Raw genomic sequence first — 18,674 nt, 5'->3', positions numbered from 1 at the left:
ATACTATAGATAACGCCCACAAAGCCTGATGAAATGCCTAACGGCTGCGTGAAAACCTTTCATAAGATGGATTTAAGGGTTAGTTCGATGATGAAGCATTACATTCTCAACCTCAATCCCACTGCCAAGCATGAATGGGATCGGTGTATTTTACGCGATCCGTTGACTGCCAAACGGCCAGACATTGCTAGACTAATTGCTGAAGCGGTTGGTGCTGATACAGGCAGTTATTTGGTTAGCGTGAATATCGAAGTTCAAGTTTTGCAGCAAGCCGCAGTTCCTCAAGCAGAACAACTCTCGCTTTCATTTCCAGAAGTGAGTGTGCAGTCACAACCGCAACTGCGAGAAGTGGCTTAATAATACAGGCGATCGCTTGAAATATCTAGTTGAAAGCAAGATTAGCGATCGCTTAATAACTCACTGATTTTGAATCCCTTTTACAAAACATAACTACAAATTGTTTAAAGGTTTTTATTAATCACCTTTTGATGGTTAATAAACCAAATCGGTTGTAGAAGCAATTCATAAATTGCCCCTACAAAAAATGTAATTTTGCGTAATATCATGTCCGGCAAATTACTTGTGATAATGTCATTGCGAGTGCAACGAAGTGGAACAAAGCAATCGCAAGGCTTTTGGGATTGCTTCACTTTGTACCCTGCGGGAACGCCAAGGGCGGTACGCAATGACAATTATTTAAGCGGACATGATCTGAGATAATAGTTGTGCAATTTGCTGATTGATAATTGCAACATCAAAACGCCGACTAGCAGTAGTTCTGGCATTATCGGCTATAGTTGCAGTTATTTCCGTCTCTTGAAGACAGGTGGTAATAGCTTGTGCAAGTTCCTGGGGTTCTCCTGGTGTCACGAGAAAACCATTAAATCCATGTTCTACTAATTCCATTACACCCCCTGCTTTTGCTGCAACTATCGGTTTTCCACATAGCATTGCTTCTACAATCACTCTACCAAATGGTTCTGGAGCAGTAGAAGTGTGTGCTACCAAGTCACAAGTTGCCATTAACTGGGGAATATCTGAACGAAATCCTAAAAATTTGACGCGGTTTTCTAGCCCCAGTTCAGCAACTTGTTGATGTAATTGTTTGACATAATCTTGTTCGCCAAACAGGGCATCACCTACTAAAATTGCCGTTACTTCTTGCGGACATTTTGCAAGGGCATCAATTAAAATATGCTGTCCTTTCCAAGGTGCAAGACGGCTAAAGTGTCCAACTACAAATTTCCCTTGTAATTCTAACTTTTGCCGCAATAGATTAATGTCAAATTCATCAGTTTGATAATTTTTTGGATCAAAGCCGTTATAGACAACTTCGATAATGTCTCGCCGCCCTCCTGCTTGCATAAAGGCTGTTTTACTAGCTTCAGAATTGGCAATTACTAATGATGCGAAGCGATTAGCTAAGTTAATAGCAATGCGAAGATTAGTTTGGCTGAAATGTTCTGTGGAAAGAATATCATGTAAATGATAAACTAGAGGACGACGACTGAAAAAACTTGCTAATGCTCCGACAACTAACGCTTTTTGAGTGTTGGCATAAATTAAATCGTATTCACGCGCTTTTTTAATTACCTTAATAATCAAAGGTGCAAGTTGTCCCAAACTTTTTAGTCCTTGCACCAAACTGCTTTCTTTGCGAACTTGGATTGCTTGAGTAGCGAGAACTTCTACTGGAATATTATTTTGCTGTAGTAAAATTCTAAAAGGGCCATCTGCAAATAAACCTATCAAAGCGTTATCTCTGTATGGTTTAGCAATATCTATTAAACACAATTCTGCGCCGCCTGGTTTACCACTTTGGTCTAGAAAAAAAATTCTCATAAAACCTTCTTATACTACAATATAGTTCAGACGCGGTAAATCGCGTCTCTACAAAGCAATTTTCGCGTCTCTATTTTATTAATTTAATAGAACATTCCGTACTTGCTGGGCAATTTGATTCCAGTCGTAGTGTGTGGTGGCGTACTGGCGACACGATTCTCGTGAAGGTATGGGGATATTTCCTAAAAGTGCTTGTTCTAATTTTTCAGCAATAGCTGAAGCTTCTGTTGAAGTAGTAATTAAATCTGGGGAAAATTCTGATAAAATTTCTGGCATTCCTCCAACTGGTGTACATATAACAGGAGTACCACACGCCAGAGACTCGATGATTACTAATCCAAATCCTTCAAAAGATTGACTAGGCATAATAGTCAATTCCGCAGCTTGGTAAGCTATAGGTAATTGCTCATCAGGGAGAAAACCTAAAAATTTAACGTTGTCGTCTAGTCCTAATTCTGTAGCTTGTTGTTGTAGTGCAGCTTGGATGTGACCACGACCTGCGATCGCTAGCCAAACATCTGGTATTCTGGGCTTAATTATAGCCAGTGCTTGTAATAATTTGTCAACCCCCGTTCGATGTACTAAGCGGCGGGATGTAAATATTATCCGGCGATGATTTGGCCAGCCTAGTTGTTTACAAGCCTCTTGCGGTGATAAATTTGGTTGAAAGCAGTTAATATCAACTCCACCAGGAATAACATTAATTTTGCTCCACGGTACTTGATATTTATCATGTAATATTTTACCAAATGCTTTGCTCAAAACAATGAAGCGATCGCAGCGATTATAAGTGTTTTTTTCTATTAACCAGTGTTTGATTAAAAGACTAAGGTTTTTATTAACTACTTCTTGCTGACTTTCAGAAGCCCAAGGTCCATGAAAGTTAAAAGTAACTGGTATTCCCTTGGGCAAAATATCTAAAATAGGAAAGCTATATAATGCAAAATGCAAATTAATAGCGTCTGGTTTACCCGTTCTTGTTTTCTTGAAATTACTGCGAATCGACCATAATCTTTGCAAAAGGGCACTATCAGGTGAAGCTAAATTATTCAGCTTGATTGGCAAATTTATTTCAGTCTCTGGTAAACCAACTCCACATAATTCAACTTGGTCTTTATTGGCTGCTAATTTATGAGTTAGCTCATAAATATATCTTTCTAATCCTCCAGGGCTTTTGGGAAACCAGCCTAATCCTAGAGTGAGAATAGATGCAGATGATAAAGTAAAAGTTTCTAGTTTATTTTCCACTGATATATTTCCTGTAAATATATTAAAACAATAGGGTTACACAGATGTATAACCTTAAAGTATGTGCCAAAAATGAATCACTATAATTTCTAAACAAACATTATAAATAAGAGGATGTTTGAAAAGTTTATGGTTGTATGAAGATCCCCTTAACCCCTTAAAAACCGGGAAATAAGCTTCTCAAAGTCCTCCTTTTTAAGGAAGATTTAGGAGAATCTAAACTTTTTGGTACATCAGCCACTACTTTTAAAACATTCTCCAAGGCTTTTATATAGAAAACCAATTTATAAACTATTTATATGCCAACGTCAACAAGGAACAATAGCTTGTATTTTTATTAACTTTATAACACTGATTTAGACATATATTATACCTGCCAAATAATGAAGTGAACGCTAGATGTAGAAAGGCGAAAACCTTTACAAAGTAATATTTTTGGAAATACAATGTATGAATGTTTACCATTTGTTAGCTCTAGCTGAGTAACTATTAATACTTTGAAAGAAAAATTACATCATAAAGTAAATCTTGTGAAGATTATGTGAAATCATCGGCTATTTTTAATAATTATATTTTTTACGGATTTCTAAAAATATGATTGTATATCAATAATTAAAAGCTTAAAAAATATATGAAAAATAAATTATTGGCGCAGTTAGCAAAACTACGTCATAAATTCAATCAGCGTATCAAAAAATTATCTCAGCCTAGATATTTACAAAAAAGTAAAACTTTCAATTTTTTACTAAGTGTGGCTGTGGGATTTATTGTTACTACCATTGGGATTACAACTGACTGGGCAACAACTGGAACATCCACACTTACATACAAAACATCGTGGATAGGTAACACTATAGGCAGTGGAAATCTGCGGATACAAAACAATATTGAGGCAATGTATGTTTCCTCTGATGGCACAGTTTATACCAACAGCCATTGGGATGAGGCGGGAATGGAGGCAGCCATATATAAAGATGGTAAGGTTATTAGTGCCATTGAGGATACTCACGGCTGGAGTCGTGGAGGTGGCATAGCCATAACAGCAAATAGTAAATATATTTACCTTGCCATGACTCAGGGATCGAGGGGCAAAACCAATGAAGATTATCCCCCTGAAGGAACGACTTGGCATTGCGTTAGACGTTATGATTTGTCGGGAAAACCTGTACCTTTTCCTGAAGGGCGTGGCTGGGATAAAAGTATGTTAATTACCAGTACTAAAAATGAAGTCACTGGATTAGCAACTGTAGGAAACGAGTTATATGTGAGTGATTTTGCCACCAACCGCATTCGTATCTATGATACTGATACGATGAAGGAACTCCGCAGTTTTACCTTTGCTAATCCGGGAGCAATAACTGTTGATCCAGAAAAGAATTTGTGGATTATTCAAAGCAAAAATGGTGGTAAACCTGCGAAGATTTTACATTATTCTCAAAGTGGAAAGCAGCTACCCCAACAGATTGCAGATATCGTTGAACCAACTGCGATCGCAATTAATCATCAAGGTAAGCTGTTAGTGGCAGAAAATGGCCCGCGTCAGCAAATGTTGATTTATGACATCAAAGCCAAGCCAGTGCAGGTGGGTAGTTTTGGCTGTAAGGGCGGTATCTATGCAGGAGTTGCTGGTGAAGTTCAAGATTTGAAACTTTATGGACTTACCGGAGTTGGTACAGATGCTTCAGGTAATATCTATATAAATAGCAATGGTTTCAACAAATCGGGAACAGATTTGCGGAAATTTTCGCCATCGGGAAAACTAATATGGCGATCGCTGGGATTGATATTCGTCGATAATGCAGATGCCGATCCTAAAACTGATGGTGTAGATGTATTCACCAAACAAGAACACTATCTCATGGATTACAGTAAGCCTGCTGGTAAACAATGGACTTACAAAGCCTACACCTTAAATCCTTTCAAATATTCTCAAGATCCCCGCCTGCATACATCACCCGATGGAACCTTTGTGCGCCGCATCCAAGGGAAGCCGTTTTTGTTCCTTACAGATATGTATAACAGCTTTCTGCAAATATATCGTTTTGATCCAGCCACAGATGGGAAAGTTGCCATCCCAGCCGGAATGTTTGTCGGTAGCAATGGCGCAGACAAACCATTTATCAAGGGAAATTGGCCACCATATCAACCACAAAAAGGTGAATGGATCTGGCGCGATCGCAACGGGAATGGCAAATTTGAAGATAATGAATATGATACCAGCAAAGATTATCCTTATATTGGCGGATGGTGGGTAGACAGTAAAGGAGATGTTTGGAAAGCTTTGCGAACAGAAGATGGCATTCGTCACTATCCCTTAAAGGGAATAGATGCCAAAGGCAACCCCATCTACAACTACAGTTCGATGGAAAAGCAAGCTACTCCAACCATCTTTAACGACTTGCGACGCATCGAATATTTCCCCGAAACAGATAGTATGTATTTGTCAGGCTTTACAGTAGATCACCCTGCATTCGGTGATGATGCTGGAGTTGCTGGATCTGAAATTGCCCGTTTTGACAATTGGAGTAAAGGAAATCGTACTCCCCGTTGGCGAATTGTGATTCCCTACGACACCGTTGGTAAGCGCGAAGTGTCTACAGCAGCCATGAGTGTGGCGGGAGACTATGTATTTGCCGTGACAGTCAAAACCGCAGAGGTATATGTTTATAATGCTAAGACAGGAGCGCAAGTACAAATTTTAAAACCAGGCCCAGAAGTTGGTAGCGAAAGTGGCTGGATTGATATACCCTACGGTATCCGCGCTTTTCGGCGTTCAGATGGTGAGTATCTAGTATTTGTGGAAGAAAATTGGAAAGGAAAAGTGATTGTGTATCGGTTAGCGGGATGAGTATTTAATAATTTCGTGTTATTTGGATTTTGTTCCACGCAGTCAGACTCGCGTTTCTCACTTTGCTCGAATTGCTCCCACTGCCCCATAGTATTCCTTATTTTCTATTTTGTGGTGACTGGTTTTGCCCTCTATGAATTCGCCAACAGTATCCGACTCGGAGAGAGGTTTGGAAAGAGGTCAAAATTGTATTTAACTGGAGAGGCTCAAGAGCATATCCACCCTTTAAACTTCTAGTTTCCATGTTAAGTAGAATGTCATTGCAAGCGAAGCAATCTCAGCCCTTGCGATCGCATTCATCCTTCTCGGCATATACTTTAAAGAAATGTGACATTTAATTGCGCTATTGTAAAATTCAGCTTTACATAAGTTGATTTATGAGCCAGCCTAAAAATACTACTACCCAAGCGACTGCTCTGACTAACCACGATCGCAAACCTATCCATATACCTGGCTCTATTCAACCTCATGGTGTACTACTAGCACTCAGTACTCAGTTAGAGATACTGCAAGTTAGTAACAATACCCAAGCTTATGTAGGTAAAGAGCCAAAAGATTTGCTTGGAAAACCATTGAGCTATTTATTAGAAGCTCAACAAGTAGAAGTTGTAAAGCAGTGCTTGGTAAAAAAAATTGGCAGCCCTAATACTTTTAAAGTATCAATACATACTTCGCACAGAGTACGAGATTTTGATGCGATCGCTCATCGTACAGAAGAGGCTGTGATTCTGGAGTTAGAACCGACAGACTCAAAATCTGAGGTGAGTTTTTTAGGCTTTCATGCTTTGGCAGGTGAAGCGATCGCAAAAATGCAAAGCACATCAAATCTTGTAGAATTTTTGCACTTAGTCGCTGAAGAAGTCCAAAAAATCATCGGTTTTGATCGGGTAATGGTCTATCAATTTGATGAGTCGGAAGCGGGTTCTGTGGTTGCAGAAGTAAAACGGGAAGATTTATCACCTTATTTAGGACTCCACTATCCCTCTACGGATATTCCAGCACAGGCTAGGGAGTTATATACGCGCTGCTTTCTGCGATTTCTTCCCGATTTGACGGCCGAACCTGTCCAGCTACTTCCAACGCGAAATCCGACAACACATCAGCATCTTGATTTAAGCTACTCTGTGCTACGGAGTTTTGATTGGTGTTGTGCTGAATATCATCAAAATATGGGAGTGAAGGCTCTTTTGGTGATTTCGCTGATTCAAGATCAGAAGCTTTGGGGATTAATCTCTTGTCATCATCAAACGACAAAGCATATTTCTTATGAAGTACGCAAGATGTGCGAATTTTTGGGACAAATCGTGTCTTCAGAGTTAGCGCACAAAATTAGTTCTTCGGAATGGGACTATAAGGTAAAGCTCAAATCGCTACAATCTGAGTTCCTTGAGTCCATTTCCCAAGCAGACAACTTTATTGATGCCTTAATCAAACCGGAAATCCGCTTGCTGGATTTTGTCAGTGCCTCTGGAGCGGCGGTTTGTCTGGATAATGAAATTAACCTTGTGGGAGCAACACCAAATATTGATCAGGTGCGGGCGCTAATTGAATGGGCAGATACTCAAGTTACTGATAACCTGTTTTCTACCGATTCTCTGCCGAAGCTTTATCCAGAAGCGCTGATATTTAAAGATACTGCCAGTGGTTTATTGCTACTGCGAATTTCTAAAGTCCGGCGTTATTATATTCTTTGGTTTCGCCCTGAAGTTATCCAAACAGTACACTGGGCAGGAAATCCCCAAGAATCGATTAAAGCCGAGAGAGATGGTAGCTATACCCTGTCTCCCCGAAAATCTTTTGAACAATGGCAAGAAACGGTTAGATTAACTTCTTTACCTTGGAAAGGGTGTGAACTTGAAAGTGCGATCGCTCTGAGTAATGCGATCGTTGGTATTGTCCTCTCGAAAGCGGATGAATTAGCGAAAATCAACCTGGAGTTAGAACGCAGCAACCAAGAACTAGCATCCTTTGCCTACGCCGCTTCTCACGATCTCAAAGAGCCTTTGCGGGGCATTTATAACTTCTCGACGGTGCTGCTAGAAGACTATGCCCAAGTCTTAGATGATGACGGAATTGAGTGCTTGCAAACAGTAGTGTCCTTATCTGTACGCATGGAAACTCTAATTAACGCTTTGTTGCGACTATCGCAGCTAGGACAAGCACATCTGCGAGAGCAAGCAACCGATCTCAACGAATTGCTCAACCAAGTAATTGATGTCTTTCGTGCTAGTCGCCAAGACTCTGGGCTTGTGGATATTCGCATTCCTCGCCCTTTACCAACAATTCAGTGCGATCGAGTTCTCGTTAATGAAGTCTTCAGTAACCTTCTTGGTAATGCGTTCAAATACAACGATAAAGCAGAGCAATGGGTTGAGATTGGCTACCTTTCTCAAGAAGAGGGGCAGGGAGCAGGGGGCAGGGGGCAGGGAGCAGGGAGCAGGGAGCAGGGAGCAGGGGAAGCGATTATTTACCAATTCCCAATTCCCAATTCCCAATCCCCAATCTTTTATATCCGAGATAACGGTATTGGCATCCCACAGCATCACTTAGAAACTATCTTTAGATTATTCAAGCGGCTGCACTCTCAGGAAAAGTACGGTGGAGGAGCAGGTGCAGGATTAGCTATTGTTAAAAAGATTGTTGAGCTTCATAATGGACAAATTTGGGTTGAATCTACTGTAGGCGTTGGCTCTACTTTCTATTTCACGCTGGAATAGTTTAATATAGTAACCAAATATATATTTTTGTTAAGCTCTTTTTAAGACCACGAATGACAAAAAAACTTCATGAACCTCTGCTAGTTGTTGAGGACAGCAATGAAGATTTTCGGATGCTACAACGTCTGATGCGGCTCATGTCCGTCCAGAACCCCATACATCGTTGTACTAATGGGGATGAGGTTTTAGAGTTCCTGTATCAACAGGGGAGCGATGCCCATAGCAAAGGCGAAAGCTTACCCAACTCTAAAGTAGCATTACGACCCTCTGTGATCTTGCTCGATCTGAATTTGCCAGGTATTGATGGCCGTGACATTTTAGATCGGCTCAAGCAAGACAAGAGTTTCAAGGAAATCCCCATCGTTGTATTTACCACATCATCAAATCCCAAGGATATTGAGTTGTGCTACCAAAAGGGTGCAAATGGATATATGGTAAAGCCGATGGATGCTCAGGAACTAAAAAAGACGATCCAGGCATTTGTGGACTACTGGCTTGAAGCCAATATGCCGCCAGTCTTGGATTAATTTGTTTATTGTCTGTTGATGAGGCAGTAGGGAAAAAAGGATAATAAAAGAGACAGCTCAGAGGACATTAAGAAATTTTCCTCTTTGAGCCACTGTATCTATTTGTCTCAGCTAGATTCCTTTTCCCCATTTTTGTGTTTTTGACTATTTTGATGTTTCTTTAGGATTACTAAAGAATTTAGATTTTATTTATACTTATTTTATATTATTTTTAGAATTATGCAATAAAACACAATCTGGATAAAAGGGATCTACATAGCTCCCCAATCTTCATACTTGTATATGTTGGACACATGGACGCTACTCATCATTGATGATTGTGCAGCAGATCGGAAAATCTATCGCCGATATCTGTTGAAAGATCCGCACCAGTCCTACCAGATATTTGAGGCAGACTGTGCAGAAGAAGGACTTGCTTTGTGCCAAAAAATCCGCTGCGATGCCATTCTGCTGGATTTTTGCCTACCTGATATGAGTGGGATAGAACTCTTCGATCAAATGCAGCAGGAGATATTTAAGACTTCTGTCCCTGTGATTATGTTGACAGGGCGGGGCGATGAAGAGGTGGCTGTGCAAGTCATGAAACGGGGTGCGCTGGATTATTTGGTGAAGCATAATCTGACACAGGACATACTGCAACTAGCAGTCCGAAACGCTATTAAGCAATCATGTTTGCAAGCCCAACTCAGCAAAACTCAGGAAAGACAGCGTTTAATTGCCACAACTGCTTTACGAATTCGCCAGTCTCTTAACCTAGAGCAAATTTTGAATACAGCTGTAGCAGAAGTACAGCAACTTCTGAAGTGCGATCGCGTGATGGTGTATCAGTTCGCCCAAGATACTGACGGTAAAATAGTTGCCTCATCAGTTGAGTCATTCCGCACTGTAGCATTGTGCGATCGCGTCGCGTCTGGGGATTGGGGACTAGGGACTGGGGACTGGGGACTAGGGACTAGGGACAAGGGGACGAGGAGACAAGAAGACAGAGAATTGATGAATAGGAAAGACGTTTCTCAATGCCCAATCCCCAATTCCCAATCCCCAATCCCTTATATTTATGAGCTTGGCTTGTGTAATTGTGTCAGCTTGAAAGAGCAATTTAATACTCAGGCAAATCTGGTGGTTCCCATTAATTTGAGTAACAATGGCAACCCAACCCCTAAGCTTTGGGGTTTGTTGATTGCTCACCATAATTCTGGGGAACGACAGTGGCAAACTGATGATGCCCAAATGCTCAATGAAGTTTCGGTACAATTAGCGATCGCTATCCAACAAGCTGAATTGCTAGCCCAAACTCAAGCAGCCCTTACCAAAGAAAAGCAACTCAATGTATTTAAATCTCAAATTATTGCAACGGTTTCCCATGAATATCGAACGCCGCTAACTTCAATTCTGGCGGCTGCATCAACTTTGGCAAAGTATAGCCAGCAATTGGATGAGTCTAAACAACAAAGGTTTTTAGGAATTATTGAACAGAAAACAAGGTATATGTCCAAACTCGTGGATAATATGCTTCTGGTTAACCAGTTTGAACTAGAAAAACCCAAATTTCAGCCAATTCTGCTTGATTTACTACAATTTTTCTCCGATCTTATAGAACAAGAGCGAGAAACAACAGGCGATCGCCACGAATTAATTTTTCAAATTACTGGGCATACCCAAGGCTTTTGGGGCGATCGGGGACTGTTGCAGCAAATTTTTATTAACTTAATGTCTAATGCAATAAAATACTCTCCAGATGGAGGGATTGTAGAGTTTCACCTGATCGGTAAAGAATCAGAGGTGATCTTTTACATCCAAGATCGGGGAATTGGTATCCCGATAAAAGATCAAGAAAATTTGTTTCAATCCTTCTGTCGTGGAAGTAACGTTGATACAATTCCTGGCACGGGTTTAGGATTGGCGATCGCTAAAGGTTGTGTAGAATTACATGGTGGCGATATCACCTTATTTAGTGAAGTCGGGCAAGGAACTAAAGTTACAGTCAGCTTACCAAAGGTATTCCCAATTGATCAACTTTCCCCATCATCAACTTGATTTTTATCTGTATTACTTACAATTTCAAAAACAAATATTGTGATTTTTACTTTTGAATTTCTATGTTGGTAATCAACCATTCTTCGATTGTTTTACCGCAAGGCTCAGAACTTTGGCAATCACTGACATTCTCTAGCCCATAAGACATCTTTACTTTTTTATTGACGTATTTCTCTGGTTCGCAAACCTCAAATGTTGCTCCGACACCTTCATATAATTTACCTTTTTCATCAACAACAGTAACATAGCATTTTAAGTCTCCATTCTGCATATCTTTGATAGTACCCAATATCGGGTTATTGTGAGGAATTTCATTACTTTTATTATTTTTAATAGGTGTTTTTTGATTCGATGTTGGATTACTAGTTCTTTTACCAACTTCGATATTATTTAGCTTTTCTTTATTTGCAGAAATAGATTCAGAATTAGCTGGAGTAGTCGTTGCAGTATTTGCTTGATTAACTTTATTTTGTTGAGAAGTACTATTGCCATCACCACAACTTACAATCAACATAGGACAAACAATTAACGTAATAGTAGTGAAAATTGCTTTTTTCATTTAATTTATGTTTATAAAACCCTATCGATGATTATTTTGGTAAAAGTATTTTATGTGTTGTCACTTATAAGTGACAATGTGGTATTTACTGTACATACTCGGCGTTATCTGCATTTTGTGCGTATTATTCGGTAAGAGTACTCCAAGTAAAAAAATGCTCAATTGTCATTGCGAGCGAAGCGAAGCAATCGCAAGGGCTGGGATTGCTTCGCTTCGCTCGCAATGACGGGTTTTGGATCATTTATTTTTTGGAACACTCTAAAGTGCTTACAGAATGTCTTGAAGGTCGTTGATGTGTATAAATTAATGCTTACTTAAGCTTTAATTACCAAATATTAATGCTTTGAGCATTAAATAAGTATTTAATAGAGTTTAGAAGCTGTAAGTATTGATTTTGTGTTATCTCAAGGTTTTCTCAACTTAAACAAACCATTTGACTGGACTTCCCACGACTGTGTAGCGCGGGTGCGAAAATTGCTGCGCCTCAAACGTGTCGGACATGCGGGAACCTTAGATCCAGCCGCCACAGGGGTTTTACCAATTGCCCTTGGTAAAGCCACAAGATTATTGCAATATCTGCCAGAAAACAAAGCTTACAAAGCCACTATTCGCCTGGGTGTAAGTACTACAACCGATGATTTGCAAGGTGAAATCATCACTTCTCAACCTTGTGCTGGATTGAGTTTGGCAGAGGTAAAAACTGCATTAGCACAATTTGAAGGCAAAATTGAGCAAATACCACCTATTTACAGTGCAATTCAAGTAGATGGTAAACGTCTCTACGATTTAGCACGCCAAGGTAAAACGGTGGAAGTTCCAGTGCGAACAGTGGAAGTTTTTCGGATAGATATTTTGGACTGGAGAGAAGGAGATTTCCCGGAATTGGATGTGGCGATCGCCTGCGGGAGTGGTACATATATTAGAGCGATCGCTCGTGACTTGGGTGCAAATTTAGAAACCGGTGGCACTCTTGCGGCTTTAATCCGTACCGAAAGTAGTGGTTTCAATTTAACCGATAGTCTCACTTTGACTGATTTAGAAGCACAACTACAAGCTGGAATATTTCAACCCGTTTGTCCAGATGCAGCTTTACAACATTTGTCATCTGTTACTTTACCAGCAACATCCGCTCAAAAGTGGTGTCAAGGTCAGCGTATTTCTCTAACTTTTGATGTTCCTACAATAGTGCGAGTTTATGATGAAGAAACTCGTTTTTTAGGTATTGGACAATTACAAGACGAAGTGTTGATCCCTCAAATGGTTTTTGAACCAATTTCTTAATATCTTAGTTATTGGTCATTTGTCATTGGTCATTTGTCAAGAAGAATAATATAACGAACGAACTACTATGCAAGAAAGGTTAGGCCAGATTGAGATGATTATAGAGTGGACAGCACAAAGAACTGAAGCGATCGCTGTGTTCGCTAGACAGGAGAATGGCAAGTCATGAGCGATCGCCATCCTACCACTGCTGCACGCCTCAATGTTTACATCCAAGGTCAAGGATTCCCCATATTGGGCTTACATGGTCATCCTGGTACTGGTCGTAGTCTTTCTGTCTTCACCGATCATTTATCAAAACGCTATCAAACTATTGCCCCTGATTTGCGCGGATATGGCAAAAGCCGGTGGAATGGCAATTTTGCCATGAATGACCATTTAACTGATTTAGAAGTGCTGCTAGACCGTTTAAATATTGAAAAATGCTTAGTATTGGGATGGTCACTTGGGGGCATTCTGGCAATAGAACTGGCATTGCGTTTACCAGAGCGCGTTACTGGGCTGATTTTAGTGGCGACAGCCGCAAAACCCCGTGGTAGCCATCCGACCATAAGTTGGCAGGATAATTTATATACTGGCGTTGCTGGCTTATTAAACTATATAAAACCGAGTTGGCGATGGAATATTGAAACTTTTGGCAAGCGATCGCTTTTCCGCTACTTAGTTCAACAACATACATCCACAACTTACAACTATATCGCTAAAGAAGCAGTACCAGCTTATCTGCAAACTTCTCCTGCTGCTACTCGCGCCCTCTATAGCGCCATTCAATTGGGATACAATCGGCTTCCAGATTTGCCACAAATACAATGTCCTAGTTTGGTACTTGCTGGCGCTCAAGACCGCCACATCACATCTGATTCGAGCCTAGAAACTGCTCGACACCTCCAAAATTCTCGGTGGCAGTGCTATTCAAACACCGCCCATTTTTTCCCGTGGGAAGTCCCCCAGCAGGTGCTGAATGACATTGACCATTGGCTGGAAGAACATCCGCAGGTAATTGGTATTGAATAGTCCAAAAGTGTTTACCTCTGAACCACATAATTCGCAATTAGAACTAGAAATTACGTTAGCGTCTCGTAGAGAAGCCCATTACGAATTACGAATTACGAATTACGAATTATCTTCATTTTCGCCTAACTTAAATCTGACCGCCAAAGGCAGGCTGTACTTTGCGGTCAAATCTTTCCCCCAAGTCTTCAGCAATTGTTAAGGTATTAGGTTTGCAACGTTTGACACGCGTAGTAATTCCCGTAGCTCCTTCGACTTCCAAATCTTCTATGTATCCAATGCTTGACAATTTTGCTTCAGAAGAAGTCAGAAATGGCCCGAAGTAGTAAGTACACCGGGGATTTTGCGTCACAATCTCTACCCACCAAGCCAGGCCGATGGAGTCGAATGTGTTAATCAACACTTCCTTGAGGTTATGCCAAAGGGTTTTCATGTTTTTCGCCGATTTATAAACGTCTACAGGGTGTTAAACGATATGGTGCTTTATTATCTTTTACATTTCTTTATACTCTGTTACTGTTATTTTTTCAAAGAAATTTTTTGTAATTTATCTAAATAAAGCGTATTTTGCGATCGCTGACGATAAATTTCATAAAGCGCCATCCCTGCTGCTACAGAGGCATTCAGGCTGGGAGTCTTACCTTGTAGAGGAATCGATACCAAAAAATCACAGGAACGTTGCGTCAACATACCCAGACCTTCGCCTTCTGAACCGATTACCAAAACGATTGGGCCTTTGAAATTGACAGTATGCACGGGTTCGCTCCCACTTGCAGCAGTGCCATAAATCCAATAGCCAGCTTCTTTTAATTCTTCTAAGGCGCGGCTGAGGTTGACAACTCTAGATACAGCAAAGTTTTCTAACGCACCTGCTGCTACTTTCATGACAGTAGAAGTGATCCCAGATGCACGTCTTTGGGGAATTACCAATCCTTGAGCGCCTATTGCTTCGGCGGTACGAATAATTGCTCCTAAGTTGTGGGGATCAGTAATTCCGTCAGCGACTACAATAACGGGATCGGTGACAGATTTAGACTGTTCAATGAGATCGGCTAATTCGATATAGCCGTAGGGAGCAGTCTGCGCTGCCACACCTTGATGATTAGCGCCGTTGGTGAGATAGTCTAAGCGCTTGGGTTCAACTTCATCAATAACAGTGCCATTTTCTTTAGCTTGCAGCAGAAAATGGTGAAAGCTGGGATCGTAGCGCAGACGGGTCGTAATCCAGATGCGGTTAAGATTACGCTGTTTTTGCAACGCACTCAATACTGGATGGCGACCGTAGATGAGATCGTTATCTTCTTCTACTGGTTGTGTAGATACAGGCGACTGAGAGAAGTTGCTATTTCGTTGTCGGGAGTCGCCAGAGATAGGGTTGCTATCTATTTTCCGGGGATTGCGAGTGGGATTAGCAGCAGAGATAGGGTTGCTATCGATTTTCCGGGGATTTCGAGTGGGATTAGCAACAGAAATAGGGTTGTTATCTATTTTTCGGGGATTGCGAGTGGGATTACTAACAACACGCTTACCCTTAATTTTTATAGGTTTACCACGATTGGGTTCGCCAGTAGAAGTGTTAGTGCTGATGATTTTTCTGGGTTTATTCTGCATTTGATTTATGAATATAGCTTATGGTTGAACATACCGATTCCCGTAATTTCTGGAACCTAATCTACTGCTGTACCTATTGTTGTGAAATTGAGTTTTCACTCTTTTTCTACATGAAGCATTTGCAACAGTTCGGTTAGACGCTGGTAATCGGTGAGATATAAATAGCCTATTAGGGTTTCTAGACTAGTTGCCTGTTGATAAATTTCGGGATTCAGTCGCTTAGGGCGGCCTGTAGCGGCATTTCTACCCCGTCGGACAATTTCTAATTCGGTGTCCCTCAGATGAGGAGTTAGCGATCGCAAATGTAGCGCTTGTGTTTCTGCTCTTACCTGCTCCACTACCAAACTGTGGTAAATTCCTGACCGCCTCAATGGCAGCAGATAGAACATTCTAACATACAACTCATAAATTGCATCCCCCAAATATGCTAAAGCAGTAGGAGAAATTTGTTGCACTTGTGAGAGGGAAATCTGTTGGAATGGCCCTGTGGTTGCCAAGAGTGCTTGAGTCCAAGATAAACCCTGCTTAGGAGTCTCATCTTGTCCATCTAATAGTTCCTCCTGTGACTTCACAATAAATCATTCCTTGACGGGCTACATTTGCGAGGCATTCTTTGCAAAGACTGATTTTTCTGAAGTAAGCTTCAATAATATACTTAGCATATTCAATACTATCAGAAATACTTACTGATTCTTTTTTTGATTCAAAGTTGGCATACCAGATCGCTCTGATGTCAGCCCCCATAAACCAAATTTTGCCTACTTGTGGTGCGTGCTTAAGATAGGGTAAGATTCAAACATCAAACTTGTACTGTCACTTTATCTCATTGTCATCTTTACTTAGTTAATGACAATTTCCAATTATACAGTATTAAGTCAAGTTTACCTATAAACTAATTTACTGGCTTTGCATTTCTTACAAATTTCTCAAACTTGATTGTTTATCCAACAAGAAGCCACAAAGTTACATACCCAATAACTGGGTTTCTATATCTTCATTATTACTCAATTTTAAACATAATAGCTTAACTGGCTTTGTGCCTCTCCCACAAGGAGAGAGGTTTTCTGCCAGAAGTTTTAAAAATTAAGCTACCCGATGTTGAATCTGGATAGCCGAATTACTCTCTCGGTTCCAGCTATCAAGACTACTTGACGTTTTCTAGAGCTTCTTCAACTGATTTTTGCAGGGAGAGAAACTTCTCTAGACGAACAAGCTTGACCGTTTGAGTGACGCGGGCATTCGTGACAATTTGCAAAGTGCCCTCAGCAGTTTGAGCCTGCTTGGCCAGCTGCACCAGAGCGCCTAAGCCAGAGCTATCAATAAAGTCGATTTGTGAGAGATCCAAAATAATGTGCTTAGGGCCCTCTTCAATCTTACTGCCAAGCACTTTGCGAAATGTAGGCTCAGAAAAGGCATCTAACAAACCTGTGAGGCGGAATAGTTGGCAGTTATCCCGGACTTCACGAGTACCCCTCAGGCTAACGGTTAGATTCAGTGGTTCAGCAATAATTCCCTCCTCATGAGTTAAAGTGAACGCTCAAGTATAGATGGTTTTTGAGCAAGTTGTCTACAATCTTTTGGGGAATTGAGGATTGGGTGCTGGGGATTGGGTACTGGGGATTGGGAGAAAATAGTATTTATTTTTAATCTTATTTCCTAGTCCCTAGTCCCCAGTCCCCAGTCCCCATTTTTACCTAACCTCGGCTGTCGCGGCTTGACGTGCTGTTCGCATGGCTTGAACAAATTGCTCAAACAGGTAATCGGCATCGTGTGGGCCAGGGCTGGCTTCTGGGTGATACTGTACAGAGAATACAGGTAGAGATTTGTGACGTACCCCAGCAATGGTGCGATCGTTTAAATTCAGATGGCTGATTTCCACAACTGCCGTAGGTAAAGAATCTGGGTCAATAGCAAAACTATGGTTTTGGCTAGTAATTTCTACCCGTTGTTGTAAACCCGCAGGTTGATTTAAACCACGATGACCAAATTTTAGTTTATAGGTTTCTGCCCCTAATGCGTGACCTAAAATTTGATGCCCCATACAAATGCCAAAGATAGGTTTTTGACTTAACAAAAGCGCTTTGGTAGTCGCAATTCCTCCAGTGACGGTAGCAGGATCGCCCGGCCCATTAGAAAGAAACACACCATCTGGATTGTAATTGAGGATTTCTTCTGGTGGTGTATCAGCAGGCACAACAATTACCCGACAGCCGTAACTTGTTAACCGACGCAAAATATTGCGTTTTATGCCAAAATCAAGGGCAACAACGGTAAAGGCTTCCCCAGGATTTTCCGCAGCTTCAGAGTTGAATTCCCAGGCTGGAATTGTGGGATCTGACCATTCATAAGCCGTTGGCGTGGTGACTTCCCGAACTAGATTCAGTCCTGCCATGTTAGGAGCTGTTAGTACCTGCTCTAGCAATTCCGCCTCATCCAGAATGGCTGTGGAAATGCCACCGTTCATGGCTCCAAACATCCGAATTTTGCGGGTGAGGGCGCGAGTATCGATGCCGTAAATCCCTGGTACTTGGCTTTGTTTAAGGTAGTCTGGTAAGGATTGTGTCGATCGCCAGTTACTTGGTCGCTGACAAATATTTCGGGCGATCACACCCCGAACTTGGGGCCCATTTGATTCCTCGTCTTCAGGATTAACGCCAGTATTGCCTAATTCAGGATAGGTAAAAATAACAATCTGACCGCAGTAACTTGGGTCAGTTAGGACTTCTTGATATCCGGTCATGCCAGTGTTAAATACCACTTCTCCGATCGCGGTTCCTGTCGCACCGAAAGACCAACCGCGATAAGTAGTTCCATCTGCCAAGACAAGTAAAGCAGGTATTGCGTCAGTCAGGGGCATAGTAAATTAGGGAATTAGGAATTGGGAATTGGGAATTGGAAATTGGGAATTGGGGATTGGGCTAGTACTAAAACTCTTCCCCATTGGCTATTCCCCATTCCTCATTACCTATTCTTCAATACTGCGATTGCTAATT

15 protein-coding genes are annotated in these 18,674 nt (G+C 41.1%); 7 read left to right on the top strand and 8 right to left on the bottom strand.

Annotated features, from left to right (window positions below):
• The first annotated feature begins 87 nt into the window (after window positions 1–87).
• Window positions 88–357, top strand: coding sequence for a hypothetical protein (locus VB732_RS18180; protein ID WP_323232307.1), 270 nt, complete (start codon window positions 88–90; stop codon window positions 355–357).
• Window positions 358–696: 339 nt separating this feature from the next.
• Here VB732_RS18180 and VB732_RS18175 read toward each other — a convergent pair whose 3' ends face one another.
• Both VB732_RS18175 and VB732_RS18170 read right to left on the bottom strand, forming a co-directional pair.
• The gene (locus VB732_RS18175) at window positions 697–1,842 is read right to left on the bottom strand and encodes a glycosyltransferase family 4 protein (RefSeq protein ID WP_323232306.1); all 1,146 of its coding nucleotides are present in this window, start codon (window positions 1,840–1,842) and stop codon (window positions 697–699) included.
• A gap of 78 nt (window positions 1,843–1,920) precedes the next feature.
• The gene (locus VB732_RS18170; protein WP_323232305.1) at window positions 1,921–3,090 is read right to left on the bottom strand and encodes a glycosyltransferase family 4 protein; all 1,170 of its coding nucleotides are present in this window, start codon (window positions 3,088–3,090) and stop codon (window positions 1,921–1,923) included.
• 631 nt (window positions 3,091–3,721) lie between these two features.
• Between VB732_RS18170 and VB732_RS18165 the strand changes: the two genes are divergently transcribed.
• The 4 genes from VB732_RS18165 to VB732_RS18150 all read left to right on the top strand — a co-directional run bounded on the left by VB732_RS18165 (window position 3,722) and on the right by VB732_RS18150 (window position 11,219).
• Complete coding sequence (locus VB732_RS18165; RefSeq protein WP_323232304.1) at window positions 3,722–5,938, top strand: hypothetical protein; 2,217 nt, start codon at window positions 3,722–3,724, stop codon at window positions 5,936–5,938.
• Window positions 5,939–6,315: 377 nt separating this feature from the next.
• Complete coding sequence (locus VB732_RS18160; protein ID WP_323232303.1) at window positions 6,316–8,655, top strand: ATP-binding protein; 2,340 nt, start codon at window positions 6,316–6,318, stop codon at window positions 8,653–8,655.
• A gap of 53 nt (window positions 8,656–8,708) precedes the next feature.
• On the top strand, window positions 8,709–9,182 hold the full coding sequence (locus tag VB732_RS18155) for a response regulator (RefSeq protein ID WP_323232302.1): 474 nt from the start codon (window positions 8,709–8,711) through the stop codon (window positions 9,180–9,182).
• A gap of 282 nt (window positions 9,183–9,464) precedes the next feature.
• Window positions 9,465–11,219, top strand: coding sequence for an ATP-binding protein (locus VB732_RS18150; RefSeq protein ID WP_323232301.1), 1,755 nt, complete (start codon window positions 9,465–9,467; stop codon window positions 11,217–11,219).
• 46 nt (window positions 11,220–11,265) lie between these two features.
• Here the strand turns inward: VB732_RS18150 and VB732_RS18145 are convergent, their stop codons facing one another.
• A complete protein-coding gene (locus VB732_RS18145; protein WP_323232300.1) occupies window positions 11,266–11,778 on the bottom strand; it encodes a hypothetical protein in 513 nt (170 codons plus the stop codon).
• 396 nt (window positions 11,779–12,174) lie between these two features.
• Between VB732_RS18145 and truB the strand changes: the two genes are divergently transcribed.
• On the top strand, window positions 12,175–13,059 hold the full coding sequence (truB, locus tag VB732_RS18140; RefSeq protein WP_323232299.1) for a tRNA pseudouridine(55) synthase TruB: 885 nt from the start codon (window positions 12,175–12,177) through the stop codon (window positions 13,057–13,059).
• A gap of 165 nt (window positions 13,060–13,224) precedes the next feature.
• A complete protein-coding gene (locus VB732_RS18135; protein WP_323232298.1) occupies window positions 13,225–14,073 on the top strand; it encodes an alpha/beta hydrolase in 849 nt (282 codons plus the stop codon).
• Window positions 14,074–14,200: 127 nt separating this feature from the next.
• Here VB732_RS18135 and VB732_RS18130 read toward each other — a convergent pair whose 3' ends face one another.
• The 5 genes from VB732_RS18130 to carA all read right to left on the bottom strand — a co-directional run bounded on the left by VB732_RS18130 (window position 14,201) and on the right by carA (window position 18,538).
• Window positions 14,201–14,503: a DUF1816 domain-containing protein gene (locus VB732_RS18130; RefSeq protein ID WP_323232297.1), complete on the bottom strand. Its 303-nt coding sequence runs from the start codon at window positions 14,501–14,503 to the stop codon at window positions 14,201–14,203.
• 86 nt (window positions 14,504–14,589) lie between these two features.
• Complete coding sequence (gene rlmB / locus VB732_RS18125) at window positions 14,590–15,681, bottom strand: 23S rRNA (guanosine(2251)-2'-O)-methyltransferase RlmB (protein ID WP_323232296.1); 1,092 nt, start codon at window positions 15,679–15,681, stop codon at window positions 14,590–14,592.
• Window positions 15,682–15,776: 95 nt separating this feature from the next.
• Window positions 15,777–16,253, bottom strand: a complete 477-nt coding sequence (locus VB732_RS18120) for a Mini-ribonuclease 3 (protein ID WP_323232295.1) — start codon at window positions 16,251–16,253, stop codon at window positions 15,777–15,779.
• A gap of 572 nt (window positions 16,254–16,825) precedes the next feature.
• The gene (locus VB732_RS18115) at window positions 16,826–17,191 is read right to left on the bottom strand and encodes an STAS domain-containing protein (protein WP_083782327.1); all 366 of its coding nucleotides are present in this window, start codon (window positions 17,189–17,191) and stop codon (window positions 16,826–16,828) included.
• A 180-nt stretch (window positions 17,192–17,371) separates the two neighbouring features.
• Entirely contained in the window at window positions 17,372–18,538 is a 1,167-nt protein-coding gene (carA, locus tag VB732_RS18110; protein ID WP_323232294.1) for a glutamine-hydrolyzing carbamoyl-phosphate synthase small subunit, read from the bottom strand.
• Window positions 18,539–18,674 lie beyond the last annotated feature (136 nt).

The sequence above is a fragment of the Nostoc sp. UHCC 0252 genome, from assembly GCF_034931145.1.
Taxonomy (GTDB): Bacteria; Cyanobacteriota; Cyanobacteriia; order Cyanobacteriales; family Nostocaceae; genus Nostoc.
Note: the sequence above shows the minus strand (reverse complement) of the source record. Positions and strands in the feature narration are given on the sequence as shown.

Bases quoted from the DNA above. Each gene is read 5' to 3' on its own strand.
- VB732_RS18130 (WP_323232297.1), bottom strand. From the start codon at position 14,503: ATGAAAACCCTTTGGCATAACCTCAAGGAAGTGTTGATTAACACATTC.
- VB732_RS18175 (WP_323232306.1), bottom strand. From the start codon at position 1,842: ATGAGAATTTTTTTTCTAGACCAAAGTGGTAAACCAGGCGGCGCAGAA.
- VB732_RS18155 (WP_323232302.1), top strand. From the start codon at position 8,709: ATGACAAAAAAACTTCATGAACCTCTGCTAGTTGTTGAGGACAGCAAT.
- VB732_RS18135 (WP_323232298.1), top strand. From the start codon at position 13,225: ATGAGCGATCGCCATCCTACCACTGCTGCACGCCTCAATGTTTACATC.
- VB732_RS18150 (WP_323232301.1), top strand. From the start codon at position 9,465: ATGTTGGACACATGGACGCTACTCATCATTGATGATTGTGCAGCAGAT.
- rlmB (WP_323232296.1), bottom strand. From the start codon at position 15,681: ATGCAGAATAAACCCAGAAAAATCATCAGCACTAACACTTCTACTGGC.
- VB732_RS18180 (WP_323232307.1), top strand. From the start codon at position 88: ATGATGAAGCATTACATTCTCAACCTCAATCCCACTGCCAAGCATGAA.
- VB732_RS18165 (WP_323232304.1), top strand. From the start codon at position 3,722: ATGAAAAATAAATTATTGGCGCAGTTAGCAAAACTACGTCATAAATTC.
- carA (WP_323232294.1), bottom strand. From the start codon at position 18,538: ATGCCCCTGACTGACGCAATACCTGCTTTACTTGTCTTGGCAGATGGA.
- VB732_RS18145 (WP_323232300.1), bottom strand. From the start codon at position 11,778: ATGAAAAAAGCAATTTTCACTACTATTACGTTAATTGTTTGTCCTATG.
- VB732_RS18160 (WP_323232303.1), top strand. From the start codon at position 6,316: ATGAGCCAGCCTAAAAATACTACTACCCAAGCGACTGCTCTGACTAAC.